Origin of the sequence: Escherichia sp. MOD1-EC6021 (genome assembly GCF_002965245.1) — a bacterium.
GTDB lineage: Bacteria > Pseudomonadota > Gammaproteobacteria > Enterobacterales > Enterobacteriaceae > Escherichia > Escherichia coli_F.
Genome location: NZ_PTRU01000009.1, coordinates 66,510 through 92,245, shown reverse-complemented (window position 1 = coordinate 92,245; position 25,736 = coordinate 66,510). Strand labels below are relative to the sequence as shown.

Genomic DNA, 25,736 nt, shown 5'->3' with positions numbered 1-25,736 from the left:
ATGATTAAATTCCGGCTTTATATTCCTCCAGTAATTCTCGGTTTTGTTATCGTGCCGTTTTTGGTATGGCCGACGGTTATTGCCTTAGTTATGCTTATATTCACGTTAACTTTCCTGGCGGAAATGATATTCTCCCTTCCACTCCTGGTCGTGCGTATTTCTCTTCTGGAATTACAACTTGAGTTATTGGCTGAATATGCACTTTTTTTCAGTGTAATGGGTGGCGTCGGTTGGCAATTCTCCCGCAGAACGCCTCCTGAACTAAAAAACAGACTGCATTGCTGGCTGGTCTTTTCTCCGGTCTATTTCTGGTTAATTCTCTCAAATTTCATTCTTTATATTTCTCCAGAGAAATCAGCGTTGCTGGAAAATATCCGAAATTTCTTTCTGACGTTTGTCTGGCTTCCCCTGAATTTTTCCCCTTTCTGGCCGCAGCCGTGGACTGATTTTGTCGGCCCGATTAGCGCACAGCTTGGTTTTGCGTTGGGATATTACTGCCAGTGGCGCAGCAAAAATAGAAGCCAGAGGCAGAAATGGGGCGAGTGGGGAACGTGCTTAAGTTTGGCGATTTTAGCTCAGGGGCCGTTATTCATATTGTTACAGGGAATACTTTAAGGAATCAGTACGTTATGGCGAAGGCAAAAAAGAAAAAATTACCCAAAGATTTTGATGAAATTCTCCAGACTGGGGATTTCGAAGCATTTAAAGCGGTCTTTGAGAGTTGCGACGTTAACGCATATGGCGGTTACGGTAAAGAACCCGCACTGGCAAAATGCTGGCAATGCCCGGAGAGTTGGGCTCAATGGCTGGTAGAACAGGGGGCAGATCTTACTGCAACAGATGAATACGGTGCAACGCCGCTGCATAATTGGGCGCACTGTTGGACGCAGAATGTCGACGTTTTGCTTAAGTTAGGCGCTGATGTAAACGCCGTTTCCCGTCATCGAGGAACGGCCTTGCATAGCGCGGCGAAATCACATAAACCGGAAAACGTCAGGAAACTTATTCAGTGGGGGGCACAGATCGATGTCTTGAATGCTGAACGGCATACGCCGCTGGAGGCAGCGCTATGTGTCTGTCGGACTATTAATATTGAAGAAATGGTGCAACTGGCAGAAATTTTGCTGGCCGCTGGGGCGGAAAGAACGCCACGTATGCGTGGGTTTGTTACCCGCATTGGTGAGAAATTTGAATTTTTACGTGCAGATTACAATCCGGAAAGTGTAGATAAAGTCAGCGCCGCGCTGGATCGACTGTACCAGATTTTTGATGTTGAACCTGTACCGCGTCGATATGTTCATGACGGTGTTTCACCCATTGTAATTAATGCACAAGAAGAGAATATTTTTGCCGCATTATGGCAGCAACTCGTGCCGGGTATTGGCGCAGCCAATTCATTGCAGGGAGAAGTTATTCGTATTGCTGGAAAAATAATTTATGAACTTGACGGTAATGGCGGTATTAACTGGGATGCCGATTATAAAAAAATGGCAGATGCCTTTCTGGAATATGTCAGCCAGGGAAATGCGCTCCCGGAACAGTTGTTGGAAGAAACTCGCTTGCTTATTGCACTACTCAAGAAAAAGAAAGGCGAGCCGCACCGTCTGGTTGAGTTAAGCGTTATTTGGGTAACCGCGAATTTACAGCCCATCAGGTTGGATAATGTAAAATATAAGCGCTAACAAAATTGCGGATTGAAGGGATTGACAACAATGACGACTTTATCCGCTTTAAACGCATTTCATGAGGAAAACTATGATGTGGTTTGCCCAAAATGCGCAGCAAAAGCGACGGGAAAAACCATAGTAAATGGGACTAAAGGCACCTATCGCTGGCCGTTAATAAGGTTTGCCATCTCGCAAATTACCTGTATGCACTGTGGTTTTAATCGCCAGCTGACGCCAATGCAATCACGTCAACCGGATGCCTGGACGTTCTGGTATGTCTGTGGATTTAAAGGTAAGCGGATATGGGCGATAAATTATCACCATCTTCAGTTTATGATTGCCGTGCTTGCAGGAGAGATTACCGAATCCAATATGTCGTTATATCAACTGGCACTCTATGAAGCATGGCCTGACACACTGAAATTAAAAAAGAACAGGCAAGAGTTGCTTCGGTTATTCAAGCAACTGGCAACCTGATAGCCCGGTTGCACTTTACAACCGGGCATTATCCTTACGACGCCAGAGACAACCTCTGCTGCGTATACTCCCCCAGCCACTGACTCACACGAGATTGTTGATCCGCATTCAGCCACATGCCTTGTTTTGTGCGACGCCACAGGGCATCGTCGGCGCGGCGGACCCATTCGTGGTCGACCAGATATTTCAGCTCCGCTTCGTAGAACTCATGCCCGAAATCCTCCCCAAGATCGCTTACCGCCCCCGCATTGCCGAGCAGCAGCTCGCTGTTGCTGCCGTAAGTGCGCGCGTAGTGACGTGCCAGCGATTCGGTCAGGAACGGATAACGGCGGCGCAGGCGGGCGGCATAATCGTCGCGGTCGCCCTCGATGGCACCACCCGGCAGCACGCTCTCTTTCGTCCACGCCGGGCCAATACCCTGATAATACGGCGTCAGTTTTTCCAGCGCGTGCTCTGCCAGTTTGCGGTAGGTGGTCAGCTTACCGCCGAATACCGATAACAGCGGAGCTTTGCCGTTTTCATCATGGATATCAAGGGTGTAATCACGGGTAATGGCCTGCGGCGAATCAGATTCATCATCACACAGCGGACGCACACCGGAGTAGGTCCAGACGATATCGTCCCGGCTTAACTGCTTTTTAAAGTGCGTGTTATACACTTTCAGCAGGTAATTGATTTCACTCTCTTCAATCTTCACTGCTTTTGGATCACCTTTGTATTCCACATCGGTGGTGCCGATGATGGAAAACTCGTCCATCCACGGGATCACGAAGACAATACGTTTATCTTCGTTTTGCAGAATGTAGGCTTGCTTCTGGGTATGCACACGCGGCACGACAATATGGCTGCCTTTGATCAGGCGAATGCCATAAGGTGAGGGTAGATGCATCCCGTCGTCGAAGAACTGCTTCACCCACGGGCCGGTGGCGTTCACCAGACCGCGTGCCTGCCAGCTGTATTTTTTACCGGTATCAATATCTTCTGCTTCCACAATCCACAGGCCGTTTTCGCGGCGAGCAGAAGTGGCACGAGTACGGGTAAGCACTTCACCGCCTTTACGCACCACCATCTGGGCGTTGGCGAGTACCAGACGGGCGTCGTCTACCCAACAGTCGGAATATTCGAATCCGCGCTTAATTTCCGGTTTTAACACTGAATTTGCGCCAAAACGCAAACCGGTAGATCCCGGCAGGCTGGTACGCTTACCCAGATGATCGTACATAAACAGACCAATACGGATCATCCACGCCGGACGCAGATGCGGGCGATGCGGCAGGCGAAAACGCATCGGGAACGCGATATGGGGGGCCATTTTCAGCAACACTTCACGTTCAGCCAGCGCCTCGCTGACCAGGCGGAATTCATAGTGCTCAAGGTAGCGCAGGCCACCATGAATGAGTTTTGAACTGGCGGAAGAGGTCGCACAAGCGAGATCCTGCGCCTCCAGCATCAGCACGGATAAACCGCGTCCAGCGGCGTCTGCCGCGATACCAGCACCATTGATGCCGCCACCTATCACAATCAGATCTTTGGTTTCCATGCTGCCCTCATTCACTTTCGTTAAAGCTCATAAATGTTCGTTATCGAACATATTAGCAAAGAATCGCGCTTTGGGTAACATTGAAAAAACATTTTAGAGTGATATGTATAACATTATGGCGTTTATCTGCCGCTTCGACGTAAACTGTGCGGTAAATTTGCCCACTTGTTTGTAAAGAAAGAGAGACGCATGGATCAGTTCGAATGTATTAACGTTGCCGACGCGCACCAGAAGTTGCAGGAAAAAGAGGCGGTGCTGGTCGATATTCGCGATCCACAGAGTTTCGCAATGGGGCATGCGGTGCAGGCTTTCCATTTAACCAACGACACATTGGGCGCGTTTATGCGTGATAACGACTTCGATACGCCAGTCATGGTGATGTGTTACCACGGTAATAGCAGCAAAGGCGCGGCGCAGTATCTGCTACAACAGGGCTACGATGTGGTCTACAGCATTGATGGCGGCTTTGAAGCCTGGCAGCGTCAGTTTCCTGCAGAGGTGGCGTACGGCGCGTAACGCTTTATACTGTCCCCTTTTGTGTGGAATAAGCGACAGCAACGATGTTGATGATTACCTCTTTTGCTAACCCCCGCGTGGCGCAGGCGTTTGTTGATTACATGGCGACGCAGGGTGTTATCCTCACGATTCAACAACATAACCAAAGCGATGTCTGGCTGGCGGATGAGTCCCAGGCCGAACGCGTGCGGGCGGAGCTGGCGCGTTTTCTCGAAAACCCGGCAGATCCTCGTTATCTGGCGGCCAGCTGGCAGGCGGGCCATACCGGCAGCGGCCTGCATTATCGCCGTTATCCCTTCTTTGCTGCCTTGCGTGAACGCGCAGGTCCGGTGACCTGGGTGATGATGATCGCCTGCGTGGTGGTGTTTATCGCCATGCAAATTCTCGGTGATCAGGAAGTGATGTTATGGCTGGCCTGGCCATTCGATCCGACACTGAAATTTGAGTTCTGGCGTTACTTCACTCATGCATTAATGCACTTCTCGCTGATGCATATCCTCTTTAACCTGCTCTGGTGGTGGTATCTCGGCGGCGCGGTGGAAAAACGTCTCGGTAGCGGTAAGCTAATTGTCATTACTCTGATTAGCGCCCTGTTAAGCGGCTATGTGCAGCAAAAATTCAGCGGGCCGTGGTTTGGCGGGCTTTCTGGCGTGGTGTATGCACTGATGGGGTACGTCTGGCTACGCGGCGAACGCGATCCGCAAAGTGGCATTTACCTGCAACGTGGGTTAATCATCTTTGCACTGATCTGGATTGTCGCCGGATGGTTTGATTTGTTTGGGATGTCGATGGCGAACGGAGCACACATCGCCGGGTTAGCCGTGGGTTTAGCGATGGCTTTTGTTGATTCGCTTAATGCGCGAAAACGAAAATAATTCCAGGGATTTATAAATGAAACAAACACAACGTCACAACGGTATTATTGAACTGGTTAAACAGCAGGGTTATGTCAGCACCGAAGAACTGGTGGAGCACTTCTCCGTCAGCCCGCAGACTATTCGTCGTGACCTCAACGAGCTGGCGGAGCAAAACCTGATCCTGCGTCACCATGGCGGCGCGGCGCTGCCTTCCAGTTCGGTTAACACACCGTGGCACGATCGCAAGGCCACCCAGACCGAAGAAAAAGAGCGTATTGCCCGCAAAGTGGCGGAGCAAATCCCCAACGGCTCAACGCTGTTTATCGATATCGGCACCACGCCGGAAGCGGTGGCGCACGCGCTGCTTAATCACAGCAATTTGCGCATTGTGACCAACAATCTCAACGTCGCTAACACGCTGATGGTGAAAGAAGATTTTCGCATCATTCTTGCAGGTGGCGAATTACGCAGCCGCGATGGTGGGATCATTGGCGAAGCGACGCTCGATTTTATCTCCCAGTTCCGCCTTGATTTCGGGATTCTGGGGATCAGCGGCATCGATAGCGACGGCTCGCTGCTGGAGTTCGATTACCACGAAGTTCGCACCAAACGCGCTATTATTGAGAACTCGCGCCACGTTATGCTGGTTGTCGATCACTCGAAATTTGGCCGTAATGCGATGGTCAATATGGGCAGCATCAGCATGGTCGATGCCGTCTACACCGACGCCCCGCCACCAGCGAGCGTGATGCAGGTGCTGACAGACCATCATATTCAGCTGGAGCTGTGCTGATCCTGCACGGCTTCCCACGTCAGACCAAAACGCGCCAGGTATTTGCGTAGCCGATCCGCGTCGTTGACGCTGGCTTTGCCCTGGCGCGAAACATCAAAGAGTTCACGCCCGGCAGCGGAAAGCGATTTTGCCTGACGGCAGATAGCGATAACGTGTTCCAGTTGCAGCCGATCAAAGAGGTCGATGTTTTCCGCTTCAGCGCCCAGTAGCTGCTTAAGCGCAGAAGAGCGGCTATCCTGCCAGTTGTAGCGTAGACGGTTTATCTCATCTTCTACGGTTTCAAGGGTGATACGCCCACTATCGGCAAACGTCGCCATGCGTGTGACGCTGGCAGAAAGTTCGCGAAAGTTACCGCGCCATGCTGCCTGAGATGATGTCGCAAAGGCCAGCCAGGCGCGCCTCGCTTCGGTGTTAAAACGCACGCTGTCGCCGGTAAGTGAGGCGTGGCGCTCCACTTCATAATCCAGGTTAGGTTCAATATCTTCCTGGCGCTGGCGTAGCCCCGGCAGGGTGAAGGTCCAGAGATTGATCCGCGCGTACAGGTCTTCGCGAAATTTGCCTTCGGCAACCAGCTGGCGCAAATCGCGCACCGTTCCGGCGATCAGCTGAAAATCACTGCTCACCTGGCGATCGCTGCCAAACGGGTAAAAGGTTTTCTCTTCAATGGCTTTCAGCAACATCGCCTGTTCGTCTGCGCCCAGTTCGCCAATCTCATCAAGAAACAACATGCCGCCGTTGGCGCTGCGTAATAATCCTTCACGAGATTCCCGCGCCCCGGTAAACGCGCCTTTCACATGACCAAACAGCGCGGACATGGCGGTATCGCCGCGCAGAGTGGCACAGTTCACCTCCACAAACGCGCCGCTAAACTGATGCCGCGCCTGTTTTAACTCGAAGATGCGTCGTGCCAGAAACGACTTACCCGCACCGGTCGGGCCGTTAAGCAGGATCGGTGCGCGAGATTTGATCGCCACTTTTTCGATCTGCTCAATCATGCGGTTGAAGTGGGCGTTACGCGTGGCAATGCCGGATTTGAGGAAATCGAGGGTTTGCTGGCGTTCTTCGGCAAAGCGGCTGGCTATAGCGTTATAACGGCTTAAATCGAGATCGATAATTGTCACTTCACCTGCACCGCGCGGCTGTTCTTTTTTACGCGGTGGCGAAGATTGTATTAACCTGGCGGGCAGGTAACGTGCTTCCGCCAGCAGAAACCAGCAAATCTGCGCGACGTGGGTACCGGTGGTGATGTGAATTAAATAGTCTTCTTTATCAGGTTCGAACGCGTAACCACGGGCGAAATCATGCAGGCAGGCGTAAACCTCCTCGAAATCCCACGGGTTATGCAGTTCAATCTCAACGCTCACCACTTCTGTTTCTGGCGAAACGCTGGCGATATCGCGTTTCAGCGTTTCAAATAGCGAGCGCGAGCGGGCGTCGTGCAATAATTCCAGTCGATTGATAACTAACGATTCTTGCTGGCATACACAGAGTGACGGACGCCATTTCGACCAGCGCTGACTGCCGCGCCCGGCATAATCCAGTACGGTGCCGACAAAGCCAAAAGCCACTGTTTTACGCATCTTAGATATCCTTATAAAAGACGATATTTCATTATCGGCGAATTGGCTTTGCGGGAAATCTCCGTTTACGGACGTAAAGATTTAATCTATTAAAAACAATGAATTAAAAAATTAATCTGCTTATTTAATTTTCTGGCACGACGGATGCAATTATCTGGACAGCAAACAACGAAAAGAGAAAAACAAAATGAATTACGAATTACTGACCACTGAAAATGTCCCGGTAAAAATGTGGACCAAAGGCGTACCGGTAGAAGACGATGCGCGTCAGCAACTGATAAATACGGCGAAGATGCCGTTTATTTTCAAACATATTGCGGTAATGCCTGATGTACATCTGGGTAAAGGTTCCACCATTGGTAGCGTTATCCCGACCAAAGGGGCGATTATTCCGGCGGCGGTGGGGGTAGATATCGGTTGTGGAATGAACGCACTGCGAACTGCGTTAACGGCGGCTGACCTGCCTGAAAACCTGGCGGAGCTGCGTCAGGCGATTGAAACTGCCGTGCCGCACGGACGTTCCAATAATCGTAGCCGTCGTGATAAAGGCGCATGGGAGCATCCGCCTGTTAACGTCGATGCTAAATGGGCCGAGCTGGAAGCTGGTTATCAGTGGTTAACGCAAAAATATCCGCGTTTCCTTAACACTAATAACTATAAACATCTGGGAACGCTGGGAACGGGTAACCACTTTATTGAAATCTGCCTTGATGAGTCGGACCAGGTGTGGATTATGCTGCACTCCGGTTCACGCGGAATTGGTAATGCCATCGGGACTTACTTTATCGATCTGGCACAAAAAGAGATGCAGGAAACGCTTGAAACGTTGCCATCGCGTGACCTGGCGTACTTTATGGAAGGTACGGAATACTTTGATGATTACCTGAAAGCGGTGGCCTGGGCGCAGCTTTTTGCCAGCCTTAACCGCGATGCGATGATGGAAAATGTGGTAACGGCGTTGCAGAGCGTTACGCAGAAAACGGTAAGACAGCCACAAACGCTGGCGATGGAAGAGATCAACTGTCACCACAACTATGTGCAAAAAGAACAGCACTTTGGCGAAGAGATCTATGTGACGCGTAAAGGCGCGGTGTCTGCGCGTGCTGGTCAATATGGAATTATTCCCGGTTCGATGGGGGCGAAAAGCTTTATTGTCCGTGGGCTGGGAAATGAAGAGTCGTTCTGTTCGTGCAGCCACGGTGCCGGGCGGGTAATGAGCCGTACTAAAGCGAAAAAACTGTTCAGCGTGGAAGATCAAATTCGTGCCACCGCGCATGTGGAATGCCGTAAAGATGCCGAAGTGATCGACGAAATCCCGATGGCGTATAAAGATATCGACGCGGTGATGGCGGCACAAAGCGATCTGGTGGAAGTTATCTACACCCTGCGTCAGGTGGTGTGTGTAAAAGGATAAATGATGAAAAGGATGATTGCGCTGGATGGCGCACAGGGCGAAGGCGGCGGGCAGATCCTGCGTTCGGCACTGAGTCTGTCGATGATAACCGGCAAGCCGTTTACCATCACCGGCATTCGTGCCGGACGGGCAAAACCGGGACTGTTGCGCCAGCATCTGACGGCTGTAAAGGCGGCGACGGAAATTTGCGGAGCAACGGTGGAGGGCGCGGAGCTGGGGTCGCAGCGTCTGGTCTTCCGGCCCGGTACCGTGCGCGGTGGCGACTACCGCTTTGCTATTGGTAGCGCCGGAAGTTGCACGCTGGTACTACAAACGGTACTGCCCGCGCTGTGGTTTGCCGATGGTCCTTCGCGTGTTGAAGTGAGCGGAGGTACCGATAACCCGTCGGCCCCGCCTGCGGATTTTATCCGCCGGGTGCTGGAGCCGCTGCTGGCAAAAATAGGAATTCATCAGCAAACCACGCTGTTACGTCACGGTTTTTATCCTGCCGGAGGCGGCGTGGTGGCGACGGAAGTCTCGCCCGTGGCATCGTTTAACACCTTGCAACTTGGCGAGCGCGGGAACATTGTGCGGATGCGTGGAGAGGTGCTACTGGCTGGTGTGCCACGCCATGTCGCTGAGCGTGAAATCGCTACGTTGGCGGGTAGTTTTTCCCTGCATGAGCAGAATGTTCATAACCTGCCGCGCGACCAGGGGCCGGGTAATACCGTCTCGCTGGAAGTTGAAAGTGAAAATATCACTGAACGCTTTTTTGTCGTCGGTGAAAAGCGCGTCAGTGCCGAAGTGGTGGCTGCGCAGTTAGTGCAAGAGGTGAAACGTTACCTGGCGAGCCCGGCGGCGGTGGGGGAATATCTCGCCGACCAGTTGGTGCTACCGATGGCGCTGGCGGGGGCGGGAGAATTTACGGTCGCCCATCCCTCATGCCATCTGCTGACCAATATCGCGGTGGTGGAGCGTTTCTTGCCAGTGCGGTTTAGTCTGGTGGAGGCGGATGGCGTAACGCGGGTGAGCATTGAATGATATAAAGATGTAAGCCGGATCCGACGTATTATCCGGCTAAACTCACACCCCATATCCCATCATCTTCAGCAGTTTCTGCGCGTGTTGTACCGCGGCCTGACGGTGGGCGACACCGAGTTTTTGGTACAGATTGCGGATATGCGTTTTGATGGTGGTTGCCGCCACTTCCAGCTCGCCTGCAATTTGTTCATTGCTGTAACCGGAGTAAATCAGCCCCAATACCTGCCATTCGCGTTGGGTCAGCGGGCTGGTACGGATCAATTCTGGTACTTCCGGATGATTTAGCAGACGTTCAACGAAATTCTCATCAAAATGGGCGAATTTATGCCGATGATGTTGATTTATTTCCCGCAGAATACGCTGTGCGCGATGCTGTTCCAGCTCAGGCAACGTATTGAGTTGAATCAGTTGGCGTAACTGTTGCGCCATCGCTTCGCCTTCGATGACAAAGTGACTGATAAATCCGGTACGATTCGCCAGTTTTAATGCCTCCAGCAACACACGCTGGGCATCATTTTTGCGACCGGCCTGCCAGTATAGTTGATTAAGCAGCAACAGGTTACGGTTGAGATCGCTCATTAACCGCAGACTGCGGGCGTTTTCATTGAGTTCTTCAAGAACAATTTCTGCCGGTTCAAACTCGCCCAGCAATATTTGTGCACGGGCGATGTTGCGCCATTGACCTTGCAGGAAGTGGTTATTCGCAAACTCCGGTTTGGCTGTGTGACGCAACCAGTTGGCGGCGGCAGCTTTGTCGCCGGTCATTTGCCAGTAAATGACCCGGACTTTGTTTGCGTTAGAGATCCAGTCGCTGTGATATTTGCCATTTCCCAGCAGGTTTTCCAGACGATTCAGTTGGCTACGGGCGTTATCCAAATCACCTCGGGCCAGCGAGCATTGAATCAACATTGCCAGGCACTGGAGCTGTTGCTGTGGCTGATAAGACGACAAAACTTCAATCCCGCTGCGTGCCGATGCTTCGGCTTCGTCCAGCCGTGCCCAGGCCCATAACAGTTGTGCTCGGATACGTACCAGAAATTCATGCATTGGCAGCTGTTCCAGATGCTGCTCGTTGATCAGCTGGAATGCTTTTTCCTGCGTTTCCCACGCGGTTTGCAGGAAACCCTGAGCAAACAGAATTTCGCTTTGCTGGATTAAACTCCACAAAGCGTAGTGCCAGACATCGTGCTGGCGTGCCATCTGTTCGGTTTGCTGCATTAACGCCAGTGAGCGGGTCAGTTCCCCTTTGCAGTGCAATACTTCACCCAACACCGAAGTTGCTACAATGCGGCTGTAGAACCAGCCGGGAGGCAGTTCTTCCAGTGCCAGTTTTGCCAGCCGTTCAGCTTCATCCGGGTTACCATCGTTAATCGCCACCTGGGCGCGCAGAGCATTAAATTCTGCGTGCATGGTGCCTTCTCTGATGTCTTTGATTTCATGTTCAGCACGAGCCAGCAGGGTGTTTACTTCGCCGTAGCGATGCTGGCTTTGCATCAGCCACGCTTGTAATAACACCAACTGCGGATTTTCCAGCAAACTCTCCCATGGCAGGGCTTTAAGTGACTCTTCAAGTAGCGAAAGTTCGCTGTGGTTGAACAAACTCCAGGCGTGATTAAGCAGAATATCGCGCAGCATCAGCGCATCGCCTGCCGCCAGCGCATGATGAATCGCTTCGCTGGGGAATCCCTGGGCCATCCAGCTTTCTGCGGCGGCACTGTGGATTTTCGGCAGCTCAGCCGCCAGTTCCCACTGGCAGCGCTGGCGCAGGAAGTTGCCAAACAGCGGGTGATAGCAGAACCACTCGCCGCTATCATCCATCCGCTGTAAAAACAGCCCCTGACGCTCAATCTCTTCGAGGCGCATTTGCCCGTTTTCTTCGCCGGTCACACGAGTGATGAGTGCATCGTTCATTGAGCGCAAAATGGCGCTTTTCAACAGAAAATGGCGCGTTGCGAGATCGACGTTGTCCAAAACCTCATCGACCAGATAATCCGAAAGATGACTGGCATTGATTCCCGCCAGGCGACGTGCCGACTTATGGGCTGAGTGGGTATTCTGCCGGGCGGAGAGGGCAATTAACTGTAGCGCAGTCGCCCAACCGGAAACGTCATCGCAAATCCGACTGCTTTCTGCGGCTTCAATCGGCGATGACAGGCGGCAATCAAAAAACTGCTTCGCTTCCTGGTGGGTAAACGCCAGTTGCTGACTGCCAATTTCCAGCAGTTGGTCGCGAACACGCAGATTGGCAATGCCCAGTTGCGGAAGATTGCGTGACAGCACCACCAGGGTGAGATTTTCTGGTTGATGGCGAATAAAGAAGCGCATTGACTCGTGGATCACCGGATTAGTGATCAGATGGTAGTCATCGATGACCAGATAAAGTGGGCTATGCCATTCCGCCAGCTCAATGAAAAGCTGAGCGAAGAGTGACGTCAGGCTGGCATATTGCCGTTTTTGCGCCATCGTCTCACAAATCGCACAGTGACCGTTGGTTGCCTGTTGCACGGCGGCAATGAAATAGCTGGCGAAACGCTCTTGCTGGTTATCGCCCTCATCCAGCGAGTACCAGCCCAAATCGTTTTTGCCTGCCGCCCATTGAGAAATGAGTGTGGTTTTTCCGTAGCCCGCAGGACTCGTGATCAGCGCCAGCCGGAAGTTGTTCGCGCCGGAAAGTTTAGCCAGCAGGCGCTCACGAACCACGGTATGGTCGAGTCGAACCGGACGACTTAATTTTGACGGAATCAGCATAGTTAATCACTTCACTGTGGAAAATGAGGAAATATTATTTTTTTTGCGCTTCGTAATTAATGGTTATAAGGTCGGCCAGAAACCCTTCTAATGCAAGCGATGACGTTTTTTTATGTGTCTGAATTTGCACTGTGTCACAATTCCAAATGTTTATTAACAACTCACCTAATAACGACGCTGATGCAGCGTGAATACTGGGTTTTACGGTAGTTTCCTCATGTTCATCAGTTTCATTTAAGCAAAGGAGTCTTCTCAATTCCTGATGAAAGAGCCATCTAAAAAGAGGATCTTAATAAACCTATTAAGAATGAGATGGAGCAAACTGGATGTTTTACTTATGAAACTGTTTCACTCCTTTACTTAATTTATAGAGTTACCTTCCGCCTTTTGAAAATACACAACGGCCATTTTTTGCACTTAGATACAGATTTTCTGCGCTGTATGGCATTGATTTGCTGCTAATCCTGTGGATTGCACTAGGTTTAAGTGGTCGAGATCACATTTCCTTGCTCATCCCCGCAACTCCTCCCTGCCTAATCCCCCGCAGGATGAGGAAGGTCAACATCGAGCCTGGCAAACTAGCGATAACGTTGTGTTGAAAATCTAAGAAAAGTGGAACTCCTATGTCACAACCTATTTTTAACGATAAGCAATTTCAGGAAGCGCTTTCACGTCAGTGGCAGCGTTATGGCTTAAATTCTGCGGCTGAAATGACCCCTCGCCAGTGGTGGCTGGCAGTGAGTGAAGCCCTGGCGGAAATGCTACGTGCCCAGCCATTCGCTAAACCGGTGGCCAATCAGCGACATGTTAACTATATCTCAATGGAGTTTTTGATTGGACGCCTGACGGGTAACAACCTGTTGAATCTTGGCTGGTATCAGGATGTACAGGATTCGTTGAAGGCTTATGACATCAACCTGACTGACCTGCTGGAAGAAGAGATCGACCCGGCGCTGGGTAACGGTGGTCTGGGACGTCTGGCTGCGTGCTTCCTCGACTCAATGGCAACTGTCGGTCAGTCTGCGACGGGTTATGGTCTTAACTATCAATATGGCTTGTTCCGCCAGTCTTTTGTCGATGGCAAACAGGTTGAAGCGCCGGATGACTGGCATCGCGGTAACTACCCGTGGTTCCGCCACAACGAAGCACTGGATGTGCAGGTAGGAATTGGCGGTAAAGTGACGAAAGACGGACGCTGGGAGCCGGAATTTACCATTACCGGTCAAGCGTGGGATCTTCCCGTTGTCGGTTATCGTAATGGCGTGGCGCAGCCGCTGCGTCTGTGGCAGGCGACGCATGCGCATCCGTTTGATCTGACAAAATTTAACGACGGAGATTTCCTGCGTGCCGAACAACAGGGCATCAACGCGGAAAAACTGACCAAAGTCCTCTATCCAAACGACAACCATACTGCCGGTAAAAAGCTGCGCCTGATGCAGCAATACTTCCAGTGTGCTTGTTCGGTAGCGGATATTCTGCGTCGCCATCATTTGGCGGGGCGTAAACTGCACGAGCTGGCAGATTACGAAGTTATTCAACTGAACGATACCCACCCGACTATCGCGATTCCAGAACTGCTGCGCGTGCTGATCGATGAGCACCAGATGAGCTGGGATGACGCCTGGGCCATCACCAGCAAAACTTTTGCTTACACCAACCATACCCTGATGCCAGAAGCGCTGGAACGCTGGGATGTGAAACTGGTGAAAGGCTTACTGCCGCGCCACATGCAGATTATTAACGAAATTAATACACGCTTTAAAACGCTGGTGGAAAAAAACTGGCCGGGCGATGAAAAAGTGTGGGCCAAACTGGCGGTGGTACACGACAAACAAGTGCATATGGCGAACCTGTGTGTGGTTGGCGGTTTCGCGGTGAACGGTGTAGCGGCGCTGCATTCAGATCTGGTGGTGAAAGATCTGTTCCCGGAATATCACCAGCTGTGGCCGAACAAATTCCATAACGTCACCAATGGTATTACCCCTCGTCGCTGGATCAAACAGTGCAACCCGGCACTTGCGGCTCTGTTGGATAAATCACTGAAAAAAGAGTGGGCTAACGATCTCGATCAACTGATCAATCTGGAAAAATTCGCTGATGACGCGAAATTCCGTCAGCAATATCGCGAGATCAAGCAGGCGAATAAAGTCCGTCTGGCGGAGTTTGTGAAAGTTCGTACCGGTATTGAGATCAATCCACAGGCGATTTTCGATATTCAGATCAAACGCCTGCATGAGTACAAACGTCAGCACCTGAATTTGCTGCATATTCTGGCGTTGTATAAAGAAATTCGTGAAAACCCGCAGGCTGACCGCGTACCGCGCGTCTTCCTCTTCGGCGCGAAAGCGGCACCGGGCTACTACCTGGCGAAGAATATTATCTTTGCGATCAACAAAGTGGCTGATGTGATCAACAACGATCCACAGGTTGGCGATAAGTTGAAGGTGGTGTTCCTGCCGGATTATTGCGTTTCGGCGGCGGAAAAACTGATCCCGGCGGCGGATATCTCCGAACAAATTTCGACTGCAGGTAAAGAAGCTTCCGGTACCGGCAATATGAAACTGGCGCTCAATGGTGCGCTTACTGTCGGTACGCTGGATGGTGCTAACGTCGAAATCGCCGAAAAAGTTGGTGAAGAAAATATCTTTATTTTTGGTCATACCGTGGAACAAGTGAAGGCAATTCTGGCCAAAGGCTACGACCCGGTGAAATGGCGGAAGAAAGATAAGGTGCTGGACGCAGTATTGAAAGAGCTGGAAAGCGGTAAATACAGCGACGGCGATAAGCATGCCTTCGACCAGATGCTGCACAGTATCGGCAAACAGGGCGGCGATCCGTATCTGGTAATGGCGGATTTCGCAGCCTATGTAGAGGCACAAAAGCAGGTGGATGTGCTGTACCGCGACCAGGAGGCCTGGACTCGCGCGGCGATCCTCAATACCGCCCGCTGCGGTATGTTTAGCTCGGATCGCTCTATTCGCGATTATCAGGCTCGTATCTGGCAGGCAAAACGCTAAGGAAGCTCGATGGAAAGCAAACGTCTGGATAATGCCGCGCTGGCGGCGGGGATCAGCCCCAATTACATCAATGCCCACGGTAAACCGCAGTCGATTAGCGCCGAAACCAAACGGCGTTTGCTTGACGCGATGCATCAACGTACCGCCACGAAAGTGGCGGTAACGCCAGTCCCGAATGTCATGGTCTATACCAGCGGCAAAAAAATGCCGATGGCGGTGGAGGGCAGCGGCGAGTATAGCTGGCTGCTGACCACCGAAGAAGGAACGCAGTACAAAGGCCATGTAACGGGGGGCAAAGCGTTCAATTTACCGACGAAGTTGCCGGAAGGTTATCACACGTTGACACTCACCCAGGACGACCAGCGCGCGCATTGTCGGGTGATTGTCGCCCCGAAACGCTGTTACGAACCGCAGGCGTTGCTGAATAAACAAAAGCTGTGGGGCGCCTGCGTCCAGCTTTATACGCTGCGATCGGAAAAAAACTGGGGTATTGGGGATTTTGGCGATCTCAAAGTGATGCTGGTGGATGTGGCAAAACGTGGCGGGGCTTTCATCGGTCTGAACCCGATTCATGCGCTCTATCCGGCAAATCCGGAAAGTGCCAGTCCGTATAGCCCGTCTTCTCGTCGCTGGCTAAATGTGGTTTATATCGACGTTAACGCCGTCGAAGATTTCCATCTTAGCGAAGAGGCTCAGGCCTGGTGGCAGTTACCGACCACGCAACAGACGCTGCAACAGGCACGGGATGCCGACTGGGTCGATTACTCCACCGTCACTGCGCTGAAAATGACAGCATTGCGGATGGCGTGGAAAGGTTTTGCGCAACGTGATGATGAGCAGATGGCCGCGTTTCGCCAGTTTGTTGCAGAGCAGGGCGACAGCCTGTTCTGGCAGGCGGCGTTTGACGCGTTACATGCCCAGCAAGTGAAAGAAGACGAAATGCGCTGGGGCTGGCCTGCATGGCCAAAGATGTATCAGAACGTGGATTCACCAGAAGTGCGTCAGTTCTGCGAAGAACATCGTGATGACGTCGATTTTTATCTCTGGTTGCAGTGGCTGGCTTACAGCCAGTTTGCCGCCTGCTGGGAGATAAGCCAGGGCCATGAAATGCCGATTGGTTTGTACCGTGATCTGGCGGTTGGCGTAGCGGAAGGTGGAGCAGAAACCTGGTGCGACCGGGAGTTGTATTGCCTGAAAGCGTCGGTGGGCGCACCGCCGGATATCCTCGGCCCGCTGGGGCAGAACTGGGGATTGCCGCCGATGGATCCGCATATCATCACCGCGCGTGCCTATGAACCGTTTATCGAGCTGTTGCGTGCCAATATGCAAAACTGCGGCGCGTTGCGAATTGACCATGTGATGTCGATGCTGCGTTTGTGGTGGATACCGTATGGCGAGACGGCAGATCAGGGCGCGTATGTTCACTATCCGGTAGATGATCTGCTCTCGATTCTGGCACTCGAAAGTAAGCGCCATCGCTGCATGGTGATTGGTGAAGACCTCGGCACTGTACCGGTAGAGATTGTCGGTAAACTACGCAGCAGCGGTGTGTACTCCTACAAAGTGCTCTATTTCGAAAGTGACCACGAGAAGACATTCCGCGCGCCGAAAGCGTATCCGGAGCAGTCGATGGCGGTTGCGGCGACACACGACCTGCCTACACTGCGTGGCTACTGGGAGAGCGGGGATTTAACACTGGGCAAAACGCTGGGGCTGTACCCGGATGAAGTGGTATTGCGCGGTCTGTATCAGGATCGCGAACTGGCGAAGCAAGGGTTACTGGATGCACTGCATAAACATGGTTGCCTGCCAAAACGTGCGGGGCATAAGGCATCGTTAATGTCGATGACGCCGATGCTTAATCGTGGTTTGCAACGTTATATCGCTGATAGTAACAGTGCTCTGTTAGGGCTTCAGCCAGAAGACTGGCTGGATATGGCGGACCCGGTGAATATCCCCGGCACCAGTTACCAGTATAAAAACTGGCGACGTAAGCTTTCTGCAACGCTTGAGTCGATGTTTGCCGATGATGGCGTGAACAAGTTGCTGAAGGATTTGGACAGACGGCGCAGAGCGGCTGCGAAGAAGCAGTAGAGAGCGGTTGATGCCGGATGCGATGCATCCGGCAGTCAGTATTATCAAATCACCATATTCAGCAGCAGACAGCCTACCAGACCGCACACCGAGATAATGGTTTCCAGCATCGACCAGGACTTGATGGTCTCGCCGATAGTCAGGTTAAAGTACTCTTTGAACAGCCAGAAGCCCGGATCGTTCACGTGAGAGAAAATCACACTACCGGAACCAACCGCAATAACCATCAGCTCCGGGCTAACGCCTGTCGTTGCAATCAGTGGTGCCGCGATACCCCCCGCAGTGATTGCCGCAACGGTTGCGGAACCCAGCGCGATACGCAGTACGGCGGCAATCGACCAGGCCATCAGCAGCGGAGAAATGTTGGTTTCGTGCATCATGGAAGCAATGTATTTGTCCACGCCGCTGTCTACCAGCACCTGCTTGAACGCACCGCCACCACCGATGATCAACAGCATCATCGCGATGATTTTGATGGAAGAAACCAGCGTGTCGTTAATCTGATCCATTGAACGACCACGGTTCAGACCAAAGGTGAACATCGCAATCAACACGGCAATCAGCGTTGCCATTACCGGGTCACCGAGGAACTCCGCCACCGGCAGGAAAGCGTGACCTTTCGGCAGGATCATTTCGGCAATTGCACGCATCGCCATCAGCACAACCGGCACCAGAGAAGTCCAGACGCTGACGCCAAAGCTTGGCATCTCTTCTTCGCTGAAGGTTTTCGCGCTGTACAGACCTTCCGGGATTGGCTTATCGATACCTTTCAGCACGCGAGCGTAAACCGGACCCGCGAGAATAACGGTTGGGATTGCCAGAATAGTTCCGTACAGCAGGGTCTTACCCATATCGGCATTGAAAATGGTGGCAATCGCAGTTGGGCCCGGATGTGGCGGCAGGAAGCCGTGGGTCACAGACAGCGCAGCCGCCATTGGTACACCAACATACAGCAGCGGAATATTCGCGGAAGCCGCGATGGTAAACACCAGCGGCAGCATTAGCACGAAGCCCACTTCATAGAACAGGGCAAAACCGACAGTAAAACCGGTTAACACTACCGCCCATTGGATGTGTTTTTTACCAAATTTGGCAATCAGCGTGGTGGCGATACGCTGTGCACCACCGCAGTCTGCCAGCATTTTGCCCAGCATCGCGCCAAAACCCATGATCAGGGCAAGGCTACCGAGCGTCCCGCCGACACCAGCTTTGATGGAGCCAATAACTTTATCCAGCGGCATTCCCTGCATTAATCCAACAGCAAGCGCCACGAGGACGAGAGCGATGAATCCGTTCATTTTGAAGCGGATCATCAGGAGCAACAACAAGATTACACCGATAGCAACAATGACTAATGGCATGATTTACCTGGCCTTTCATTTGTTATGGGTAACGTCAATTTTCTGACGACAAACTCTAATTATCCCAATCGGGAACAGAGATATTGCGGCACCACGACTGATACCCACTAAAACTAATTATTGTAGTCAGATGTCAGGAGTATGTTTGGTACCCACGTGAATGATACGGGTAACATCTGGCGTTTGAGAATCACCAGAGCGGGGTAAATTTAAATTATGAGAGGTTGGTCATATTATCGCGGGGAAACGTAGGGACTGGATTTGCCGAGGCAATGTAGCGCCAACGCCTGGCAGACGGCCCGATAAGAAGCTTTAGCGTCGCACCGGGCAATCTATAAAAGAGAGGATAACTTAGTAGTAAGAGTGTTCGCCGCGCTGGTGTTCGGTGAGATCGCGTACACCTTTCAGCTCCGGGAATTCGTTCAGCAGCTGCTTTTCGATCCCTTCTTTCAGCGTCACATCGACCATTGAACAACCGTTACAACCGCCGCCAAATTGCAGAATGGCGTAACCGTCTTCGGTGATTTCCATCAGCGAAACGCGACCACCGTGACCGGCAAGCTGTGGGTTGATCTGCGACTGCAGCATATACTCCACGCGCTCCATCAGCGGCGCATCGTCAGCTACTTTGCGCATTTTGGCGTTCGGGGCTTTCAGCGTCAGCTGAGAACCCAACTGGTCAGTAACAAAGTCGATCTCTGCATCTTCCAGGTAAGGCGCGCTTAACTCATCAACATACGCGGTCAGCAGGTCAAATTTCAGGGCAGTGTCGGTGGCTTCCACAGCGTCCGGCGGACAATAAGAAACACCACATTCAGCGTTAGGCGTGCCAGGGTTAATCACAAATACGCGGATTTGTGTCCCTTCTTCCTGATTTGCCAGCAGTTTGGCAAAGTGCGCTTGTGCAGCATCGGAAATACGGATCATAGTAATGGCCTAATAGTTGACTATTTTAGTTGGTTATAATACGCCCATCATCGAGGCTCTACAAGGTTCGACAAAGGCACCAGACCTGGACAGTCGCCGCACCATTGCGTAAAAGCAACTGCGCAATCTCTGCGACGGTACTTCCGGTGGTAACGACATCATCCACTATCACCATATGGCGACCTTGCACCGGCAATTCAAGGCGAAAGGCATTTTTCAGGTTGCGTTTGCGCAGCCGGGCGCTAAGAAAATGCTGGGTCGCAGTGGCCCGTGTACGTGTGACGGCTTCGCTATCCCATTGGCAGTGCAACCAGCGTGATAACGGCTGACACAGCAAATCGCTCTGATTAAATCCCCGACGCCAGTGACGCCGCTGCCATAACGGCACGCTGATGATGCGGTCCGGCAATTGCAAACCGGTGGCGCGACGAGCGTGTAAGACTTCCAATAGTAACAGACGTGACAGGGCGCTGGCGATTTCGCAACGCCGGGAAAACTTAAGCTGGTGGATGAGCGGACTTAACGGCGGTGCATAGTCGGCAACCGTGACCAGTCTTTGCCACGGCGGTGGTTTTTGCAGGCAGCGACCACAGGGAAGATGGGAGTGTGTTGCGGGTAATCCACATTGTGGGCATAACGTTTTATCTGTACGGGTGGCGCGAGAGCATACCGAACAAATCCCCCAATGACCTAACGCCAGGGGCATTCGGCATAGCCAGCATAATCCCGGTACTGTTAGCATATGTTCATCCTTGTAAGTAAAAAGAGAACAATAGCGGATGAATAACATCTGGTGGCAGACCAAAGGTCAGGGGAATGTTCATCTTGTGCTGCTGCACGGATGGGGACTGAATGCCGAAGTGTGGCGTTGCATTGATGAGGAACTTAGCTCGCATTTTACGCTGCATCTCGTTGATCTGCCCGGCTTCGGGCGCAGCCAGGGATTTGGTGCGATGTCACTTGCTGATATGGCTGAAGTCGTGCTGCGACAAGCGCCGGACAAAGCTATCTGGTTAGGCTGGAGTTTGGGCGGACTGGTGGCAAGCCAGATTGCGTTAACCCATCCCGAGCGGGTTCAGGCGCTGGTCACCGTGGCGTCGTCGCCATGTTTTAGTGCTCGTGACGATTGGCCGGGGATCAAACCGGACGTGCTGGCAGGTTTCCAGCAGCAACTCAGTGACGATTTTCAGCGCACGGTAGAACGGTTCCTTGCGTTACAAACCATGGGTACAGAAACGGCACGCCAGGATGCGCGAGCGCTGAAGAAAACCGTTCTGGCGCTGCCGATGCCGAAGGTTGACGTGCTCAATGGTGGGCTGGAAATACTGAAAACGGTCGATCTCCGCCAGCCGCTGCAAAACGTGTCCATGCCGTTTTTGCGATTGTATGGCTATCTCGATGGTCTGGTGCCGCGCAAAGTGGTGCCGATGCTGGATAAACTCTGGCCACACAGCGAGTCGTACATCTTCGCCAAAGCGGCCCATGCGCCGTTTATTTCGCATCCGGACGAGTTTTGTCACCTGCTGGTGGCGTTGAAGCAGAGGGTGTAGACAGCTGTTGAAATGGCGAGACAGAACTTTACTGGCTCGCCGCAGCCAACTCTTCTTCTGACAGCCCGGTAAAGCGCATGATGTCTGCAAGAGGGACTCCGGATTACAGCATTCTTTTGGCGATATCCAGGGCTTCCAGGCGTCGACCCAATAAATAACCAATCAGGTAACTAATAAGATATTCTCTTTCTGTATCCGTCATTAAAACCATCCTTTACGTTATTGATGATTTATTTCAGCAAGGTCTTCAACCGTCAGGCTGGTAAATCGCAGAACGTCCTCAAGAGGGACTCCGGCATCCAGCATGGTTTTGGCGATAGCTCGTATACCTTTCTGAAACCCTTCTTGCCGCAATCTTTCCGCAATAGTCATTAAACTCTCCTTGTGTTTCGGTGAACGTTTGGCAACGCCGTCGATAAAATCGTTAAAACGTACCGCATCGCCGGTTTGTAGTATGTAATTAAACAGCCCTTTGATTTGTCTGTCATTAGCGTATCCACTACTTAATAAGCAGGCCATTTGCTCTACCAGCCCCATCAGGTCGCGTTGACGTATATGTTTTTGGATTAACTCCAGCAGCGCCATACGTCGGTGCTGCATGATTTCATCATCAGGCATGACAGTGACATCAATCAGCGGGAATGCAGAGGCATAAAGCTGTCTGGCCAGTTTGGGATCGGCGAAACAATCCAGCCAACACAGTGAATAGGGATATGGGCTTTCAATGCCGTGGTAAAACAACAATGGCACCACCATCGGCAACGTTTTGTATCCGGCATCCAGGTGATTTTGCATTGCGGCAATGGCGTAGCGCATCATGCGAAATGCGATCAGTTTGTTTGAGGTGCTTTGATGTTCAATCAGACAATAGATGTATCCTGGTCCTTGTTCCGTTTTCACCGACCACAGCACGTCGGAATAGCTTTCACGCAGATCGTCATCAATAAAGCTGCTCGACTCCAGCTTTAGGGTTTTCATATCACAGAGCGCGTGAATAGGTGCCGGTAAATGGAACGCAAGAAAATCGCGCGCCGTCTCCGGTTGGCGTAAAAAGAGTTTGAACAGCGCATCGTGTGGGGTGGAACTCTGCTTTTTGCTCATGGCGTTCCTTCACCTGTTGTTTGAATGCCGCGACTCTACGCGCCACTCCACACCTGTGCATTAGCGAGTTTTCAACTCTGCGAGACGCTTTCAGAGGAACTTACGTTGTACTGCAAGAGTTGCATTTTTATGGAAAGCCGCACGCAAAAAAGCCCGGATGCAAACGCATACCGGGCTTTTCAAAACAGGTAGTAAAACAAGGTTAACGTAACGCCCACCACTCACGCAGACAGGCTTTGCCTTCCGGGCAGCTTTTACAACTGCCAGAGAGGCAGCCGTCAGGTTCTTCCTGAATTCGCACGGCTTTGCCCATACTTTCCAGCTGTTGCAGCATGGCGTTAATCATGGGTTGCGGAGTGTTCAATGTCTGGCTTATCTGGGCCGCTTCCATACGGCCCCGTAATGCCAGCAAATCACGCACCTGAATAAGTGAAGCCATTAATGGCAATCACCGGTGGTGCTGGCTGCACAGCAACTGCTTACCGATTTGCGTGTTGCCAGCAGTTCGATATCGACCCGGCTACGCGCGCGACGCAGCAAACCGATAACCACGATGTTAAACAGGATAACCGCCAGAATGCATACCAGGCTGTAGGTTGGATGCTGGCTGTAGCTGGCGACCTGATAGAACAATGTTGCCAACGAGTAAGCGATATTTAGCCCCCACAGGATGGAGAAGCCCATCCAGCCACGGCTGGATTCACGCGCGATAGCACCCATCACCGAGATACACGGTACATACAGCAGAACGAAAATCAGGTAGCTGTAAGCAGCTGCTGCGCTTCCAAATTTCTGATCCATCACGCCCATCGCTCCGGTACCCATTTCGCCGTCGCCTTTGCTCGCTTCAATGGGGTTCATCAGTACGCTAAGACTGAAGGTGTCTTTCAGGCTCTGCCAGGTTTCATCTACCGCGCTGAATAGCTCTTCACCGAGGTTAAATTCCGCCGGATTGAACTCTTCGTCCTGAATATTTTCTGCGGTGTAGAGGGTGTTGAGCGTACCCACCACCACTTCTTTCGCCATTGCGCCTGTAAACAGGCCAACAGTTGCCTGCCAGTTATCTTCATGTACGCCAATCGGCTTGAAGACCGGGGTGATCACCCGGCTGACGGAAGCCAGCGCCGAGTCGTTGATGTTATCGACGATTTTCCCGCTCAGAGAGAAGCTGTTGAAAGCGCTCAGGAAAATGCTGACGATGATAATCACTTTACCAGCACGCAGAACGAAACCTTTCAGACGCTGCCAGGTCTGGATAATCAGGCTTTTAACGTGTGGTACATGGTAGACCGGTAGCTCCATGACAAACGGCGTCGCTTCACCGCGCATGATGGTGTACTTGAGCATCAGGCCAGTCAGTACCGCCATCACAATACCGAGCATATACAGCGAGAATACCGCCAGTGCGCCGTTCTGTCCGAAGAAGGCGGCCGCAAATACTGCGAAGATGGCCAGACGTGCGCCGCAGGACATAAACGGTGCCATCATAATGGTCATCAGGCGTTCACGCGGCGCATCAAGCGTACGCGCACCCATTACCGACGGTACGTTACAACCGAACCCGACGATCAACGGTACAAAGGATTTCCCGGGCAAGCCCAGCGCCTGCATCAGACGGTCCATCACAAACGCCGCACGCGCCATATAGCCGGAGTCCTCGAGGAAGGAGAGGAACAGGTACATCATGCCGATCTGTGGCACCAGTGGCAGAACGGTGTTAATACCGCCCCCCAGGCCCTGGGCGAGGAAGATAGTCAGCCAGTCTGGGAAGTGGAGCGTGTAGCCAATCCACTGAATACCATGCACAAATAGCGCCACGGAGCCGACGTCAAACAGCGGCTGTAACGCCCCGCCGATGTTGATAGCCAGCAGGAACATCAGGTACATCACAAAGAGGAAAATCGGCAGACCGAGGAAACGGTTGAGCACGATTTTATCTACCGCAGTGGTGAAACGGCTGGGTTCTGCCGTCAGGGTGTTGCTTACCACATCACAGATGGCAGCAATGCACTGGTAACGCGCATCGGCAATATGCAGCGCCGGATCGTCCATCTCATTACGCAGACGGGCGAGGGCGGCATCAAGATGCTGCGACGCTTCACCGGCGTAGGCGCGGCTGTAGATATCGCCTTCCAGCATTTGCAGGCCCAGCCAGCGACGTTGTTTGAGCGGGATGTCGGAAGGCATCACTTTTGCCAGTGAATCTGCTTCGTTGAGCAGCGGCTGTGCGTAATGCACCAGTTCCACATTCTCGTTAGCTTTATAGCGATCAATCGCCAGCTTGAGCGCTTCAATACCGCGACCACGAGTTGAAACCAGCGGGATCACCGGGCAGCCAAGACGCGCCGACAGAGCATCAATTTCAATGCGAATATTTTGCTTCTCGGCAATGTCGAGCATGTTCAGCGCCACGATGCAGGGAATGCCGAGTTCCAGCAGTTGTAGCGTCAGGTACAGGTTACGCTCAAGGTTAGACGCATCCACCACGTTAATCAGCAGGTCAGCGTCGCCACTCAAAATGTAGTGACAGGCGATTTGCTCATCGAGCGAGGTCTGCGATGAGATGGTGGTCAGAGAATAGGTGCCGGGGAGGTCCACCAGCGTGACCTGATGATCGGTGGTGGAGAATTGCCCTTCTTTACGTTCGACGGTAACGCCAGCCCAGTTACCTACACGCTGACGTGCGCCAGTGAGCTGGTTAAATAAGGTTGTCTTGCCAGAATTTGGATTACCAATTAAGCCAATGGTTAATTTTTTCATTGTTGTTATCACCGTATTAACAGGAAACCGCTTCCACTTCTAATAAGGCCAGATCTTTTTTGCGTAATACCAGGCTCACACGACGGGTTTCGATATGAATGGGGTCGCCAAGTGGAGCGACGCGCACCACATTAAAAGAGGAGCCAGGTAACATGCCAAGAGAAAGCAGTTTTTGGCGATATGCCGGGCTGATTTCACGGGAAAAGCCAGTGATTTTCCACGCAGTATCTGGAGTGTATTGCATAGGTGCCTACTTGTTTCTCATTAACTGGATAACTACCTCATGGGGCGTTTGACAGCGACATGAGACCAGA

The 25,736-nt window shown here is 52.1% G+C and carries 21 protein-coding genes; 11 read left to right on the top strand and 10 right to left on the bottom strand.

All coding sequences use genetic code 11. The annotated features are described in order from the left end of the window. From BEB54_RS12565 to BEB54_RS12555, 3 genes are read left to right on the top strand one after another with little or no spacing between them, the layout of a single operon-like run. Positions 1-615 carry a hypothetical protein gene (locus BEB54_RS12565; RefSeq protein ID WP_039020623.1) on the top strand — a complete coding sequence of 205 codons (615 nt, stop codon included), beginning with the start codon at positions 1-3 and terminating at the stop codon, positions 613-615. Between the two features lie 14 nt (positions 616-629). Further along, positions 630-1,682 (top strand): ankyrin repeat domain-containing protein, encoded by a 1,053-nt coding sequence (locus BEB54_RS12560; RefSeq protein WP_039020622.1) that lies wholly within the window; start codon positions 630-632, stop codon positions 1,680-1,682. Between the two features lie 30 nt (positions 1,683-1,712). Continuing rightward, positions 1,713-2,144: a hypothetical protein gene (locus tag BEB54_RS12555; RefSeq protein WP_039020621.1), complete on the top strand. Its 432-nt coding sequence runs from the start codon at positions 1,713-1,715 to the stop codon at positions 2,142-2,144. Positions 2,145-2,178: 34 nt separating this feature from the next. Here the strand turns inward: BEB54_RS12555 and glpD are convergent, their stop codons facing one another. Further along, positions 2,179-3,684: a glycerol-3-phosphate dehydrogenase gene (gene glpD, locus BEB54_RS12550; protein ID WP_039020620.1), complete on the bottom strand. Its 1,506-nt coding sequence runs from the start codon at positions 3,682-3,684 to the stop codon at positions 2,179-2,181. A gap of 189 nt (positions 3,685-3,873) precedes the next feature. Between glpD and glpE the strand changes: the two genes are divergently transcribed. Genes glpE through BEB54_RS12535 form a run of 3 tightly spaced genes read left to right on the top strand, consistent with a single transcriptional unit; the run spans position 3,874 to position 5,850 of the window. Then, a complete protein-coding gene (gene glpE / locus BEB54_RS12545; protein ID WP_000371928.1) occupies positions 3,874-4,200 on the top strand; it encodes a thiosulfate sulfurtransferase GlpE in 327 nt (108 codons plus the stop codon). Between the two features lie 44 nt (positions 4,201-4,244). Then, a complete protein-coding gene (glpG, locus tag BEB54_RS12540) occupies positions 4,245-5,075 on the top strand; it encodes a rhomboid family intramembrane serine protease GlpG (protein ID WP_000928723.1) in 831 nt (276 codons plus the stop codon). 16 nt (positions 5,076-5,091) lie between these two features. Next, positions 5,092-5,850, top strand: coding sequence for a DeoR/GlpR family transcriptional regulator (locus tag BEB54_RS12535; protein WP_000815098.1), 759 nt, complete (start codon positions 5,092-5,094; stop codon positions 5,848-5,850). On the opposite strand, the gene rtcR is transcribed toward BEB54_RS12535, so the two are convergent. Continuing rightward, a complete protein-coding gene (gene rtcR, locus BEB54_RS12530; protein WP_105277447.1) occupies positions 5,832-7,430 on the bottom strand; it encodes a DNA-binding transcriptional regulator RtcR in 1,599 nt (532 codons plus the stop codon). The two genes, BEB54_RS12535 and rtcR, sit on opposite strands and share 19 nt — an antisense overlap. Before the next feature lie 187 nt (positions 7,431-7,617). On the opposite strand from rtcR, the gene rtcB reads away from it, so the two are divergent. Continuing rightward, positions 7,618-8,844, top strand: coding sequence for an RNA-splicing ligase RtcB (gene rtcB, locus BEB54_RS12525; protein ID WP_105277448.1), 1,227 nt, complete (start codon positions 7,618-7,620; stop codon positions 8,842-8,844). Positions 8,845-8,847: 3 nt separating this feature from the next. Beyond that, positions 8,848-9,864: an RNA 3'-terminal phosphate cyclase gene (rtcA, locus tag BEB54_RS12520; RefSeq protein ID WP_105277449.1), complete on the top strand. Its 1,017-nt coding sequence runs from the start codon at positions 8,848-8,850 to the stop codon at positions 9,862-9,864. A 42-nt stretch (positions 9,865-9,906) separates the two neighbouring features. On the opposite strand, the gene malT is transcribed toward rtcA, so the two are convergent. Then, positions 9,907-12,612: an HTH-type transcriptional regulator MalT gene (gene malT, locus BEB54_RS12515; RefSeq protein ID WP_000907017.1), complete on the bottom strand. Its 2,706-nt coding sequence runs from the start codon at positions 12,610-12,612 to the stop codon at positions 9,907-9,909. Between the two features lie 623 nt (positions 12,613-13,235). On the opposite strand from malT, the gene malP reads away from it, so the two are divergent. After that, positions 13,236-15,629 carry a maltodextrin phosphorylase gene (gene malP, locus BEB54_RS12510; protein ID WP_105277450.1) on the top strand — a complete coding sequence of 798 codons (2,394 nt, stop codon included), beginning with the start codon at positions 13,236-13,238 and terminating at the stop codon, positions 15,627-15,629. A 9-nt stretch (positions 15,630-15,638) separates the two neighbouring features. Continuing rightward, complete coding sequence (gene malQ, locus BEB54_RS12505) at positions 15,639-17,723, top strand: 4-alpha-glucanotransferase (RefSeq protein ID WP_105277451.1); 2,085 nt, start codon at positions 15,639-15,641, stop codon at positions 17,721-17,723. A gap of 44 nt (positions 17,724-17,767) precedes the next feature. On the opposite strand, the gene gntT is transcribed toward malQ, so the two are convergent. The 3 genes from gntT to gntX form a co-directional block, all read right to left on the bottom strand. Continuing rightward, positions 17,768-19,084 (bottom strand): gluconate transporter, encoded by a 1,317-nt coding sequence (gntT, locus tag BEB54_RS12500; protein ID WP_001131758.1) that lies wholly within the window; start codon positions 19,082-19,084, stop codon positions 17,768-17,770. A gap of 351 nt (positions 19,085-19,435) precedes the next feature. Then, positions 19,436-20,011 (bottom strand): Fe-S biogenesis protein NfuA, encoded by a 576-nt coding sequence (nfuA, locus tag BEB54_RS12495; protein ID WP_000619389.1) that lies wholly within the window; start codon positions 20,009-20,011, stop codon positions 19,436-19,438. 58 nt (positions 20,012-20,069) lie between these two features. Next, the gene (gene gntX / locus BEB54_RS12490; protein WP_001355000.1) at positions 20,070-20,753 is read right to left on the bottom strand and encodes a DNA utilization protein GntX; all 684 of its coding nucleotides are present in this window, start codon (positions 20,751-20,753) and stop codon (positions 20,070-20,072) included. 37 nt (positions 20,754-20,790) lie between these two features. Between gntX and bioH the strand changes: the two genes are divergently transcribed. Continuing rightward, positions 20,791-21,561 (top strand): pimeloyl-ACP methyl ester esterase BioH, encoded by a 771-nt coding sequence (gene bioH / locus BEB54_RS12485; protein ID WP_032185313.1) that lies wholly within the window; start codon positions 20,791-20,793, stop codon positions 21,559-21,561. Positions 21,562-21,780: 219 nt separating this feature from the next. Here the strand turns inward: bioH and rpnA are convergent, their stop codons facing one another. From rpnA to feoA, 4 genes are all read right to left on the bottom strand, one after another. After that, the gene (gene rpnA, locus BEB54_RS12480) at positions 21,781-22,662 is read right to left on the bottom strand and encodes a recombination-promoting nuclease RpnA (RefSeq protein ID WP_039020614.1); all 882 of its coding nucleotides are present in this window, start codon (positions 22,660-22,662) and stop codon (positions 21,781-21,783) included. Between the two features lie 202 nt (positions 22,663-22,864). Beyond that, complete coding sequence (gene feoC / locus BEB54_RS12470) at positions 22,865-23,101, bottom strand: [Fe-S]-dependent transcriptional repressor FeoC (RefSeq protein ID WP_000157586.1); 237 nt, start codon at positions 23,099-23,101, stop codon at positions 22,865-22,867. After that, positions 23,101-25,422 carry a Fe(2+) transporter permease subunit FeoB gene (gene feoB / locus BEB54_RS12465; protein ID WP_000737014.1) on the bottom strand — a complete coding sequence of 774 codons (2,322 nt, stop codon included), beginning with the start codon at positions 25,420-25,422 and terminating at the stop codon, positions 23,101-23,103. The genes feoC and feoB overlap by 1 nt, the downstream gene beginning before the upstream one ends. A gap of 16 nt (positions 25,423-25,438) precedes the next feature. Next, positions 25,439-25,666 carry a ferrous iron transporter A gene (gene feoA, locus BEB54_RS12460; RefSeq protein WP_001200455.1) on the bottom strand — a complete coding sequence of 76 codons (228 nt, stop codon included), beginning with the start codon at positions 25,664-25,666 and terminating at the stop codon, positions 25,439-25,441. Positions 25,667-25,736: the final 70 nt, after the last annotated feature.

Coding starts and splice junctions, on each gene's coding strand:
- malQ (WP_105277451.1), top strand. CDS start 15,639: ATGGAAAGCAAACGTCTGGATAATGCCGCGCTGGCGGCGGGGATCAGC.
- rtcR (WP_105277447.1), bottom strand. CDS start 7,430: ATGCGTAAAACAGTGGCTTTTGGCTTTGTCGGCACCGTACTGGATTAT.
- gntX (WP_001355000.1), bottom strand. CDS start 20,753: ATGCTAACAGTACCGGGATTATGCTGGCTATGCCGAATGCCCCTGGCG.
- feoA (WP_001200455.1), bottom strand. CDS start 25,666: ATGCAATACACTCCAGATACTGCGTGGAAAATCACTGGCTTTTCCCGT.
- BEB54_RS12535 (WP_000815098.1), top strand. CDS start 5,092: ATGAAACAAACACAACGTCACAACGGTATTATTGAACTGGTTAAACAG.
- glpD (WP_039020620.1), bottom strand. CDS start 3,684: ATGGAAACCAAAGATCTGATTGTGATAGGTGGCGGCATCAATGGTGCT.
- feoC (WP_000157586.1), bottom strand. CDS start 23,101: ATGGCTTCACTTATTCAGGTGCGTGATTTGCTGGCATTACGGGGCCGT.
- rtcA (WP_105277449.1), top strand. CDS start 8,848: ATGAAAAGGATGATTGCGCTGGATGGCGCACAGGGCGAAGGCGGCGGG.
- rtcB (WP_105277448.1), top strand. CDS start 7,618: ATGAATTACGAATTACTGACCACTGAAAATGTCCCGGTAAAAATGTGG.
- gntT (WP_001131758.1), bottom strand. CDS start 19,084: ATGCCATTAGTCATTGTTGCTATCGGTGTAATCTTGTTGTTGCTCCTG.
- glpG (WP_000928723.1), top strand. CDS start 4,245: ATGTTGATGATTACCTCTTTTGCTAACCCCCGCGTGGCGCAGGCGTTT.
- glpE (WP_000371928.1), top strand. CDS start 3,874: ATGGATCAGTTCGAATGTATTAACGTTGCCGACGCGCACCAGAAGTTG.
- nfuA (WP_000619389.1), bottom strand. CDS start 20,011: ATGATCCGTATTTCCGATGCTGCACAAGCGCACTTTGCCAAACTGCTG.
- malP (WP_105277450.1), top strand. CDS start 13,236: ATGTCACAACCTATTTTTAACGATAAGCAATTTCAGGAAGCGCTTTCA.
- BEB54_RS12560 (WP_039020622.1), top strand. CDS start 630: ATGGCGAAGGCAAAAAAGAAAAAATTACCCAAAGATTTTGATGAAATT.
- malT (WP_000907017.1), bottom strand. CDS start 12,612: ATGCTGATTCCGTCAAAATTAAGTCGTCCGGTTCGACTCGACCATACC.
- BEB54_RS12565 (WP_039020623.1), top strand. CDS start 1: ATGATTAAATTCCGGCTTTATATTCCTCCAGTAATTCTCGGTTTTGTT.
- bioH (WP_032185313.1), top strand. CDS start 20,791: ATGAATAACATCTGGTGGCAGACCAAAGGTCAGGGGAATGTTCATCTT.
- feoB (WP_000737014.1), bottom strand. CDS start 25,422: ATGAAAAAATTAACCATTGGCTTAATTGGTAATCCAAATTCTGGCAAG.
- rpnA (WP_039020614.1), bottom strand. CDS start 22,662: ATGAGCAAAAAGCAGAGTTCCACCCCACACGATGCGCTGTTCAAACTC.
- BEB54_RS12555 (WP_039020621.1), top strand. CDS start 1,713: ATGACGACTTTATCCGCTTTAAACGCATTTCATGAGGAAAACTATGAT.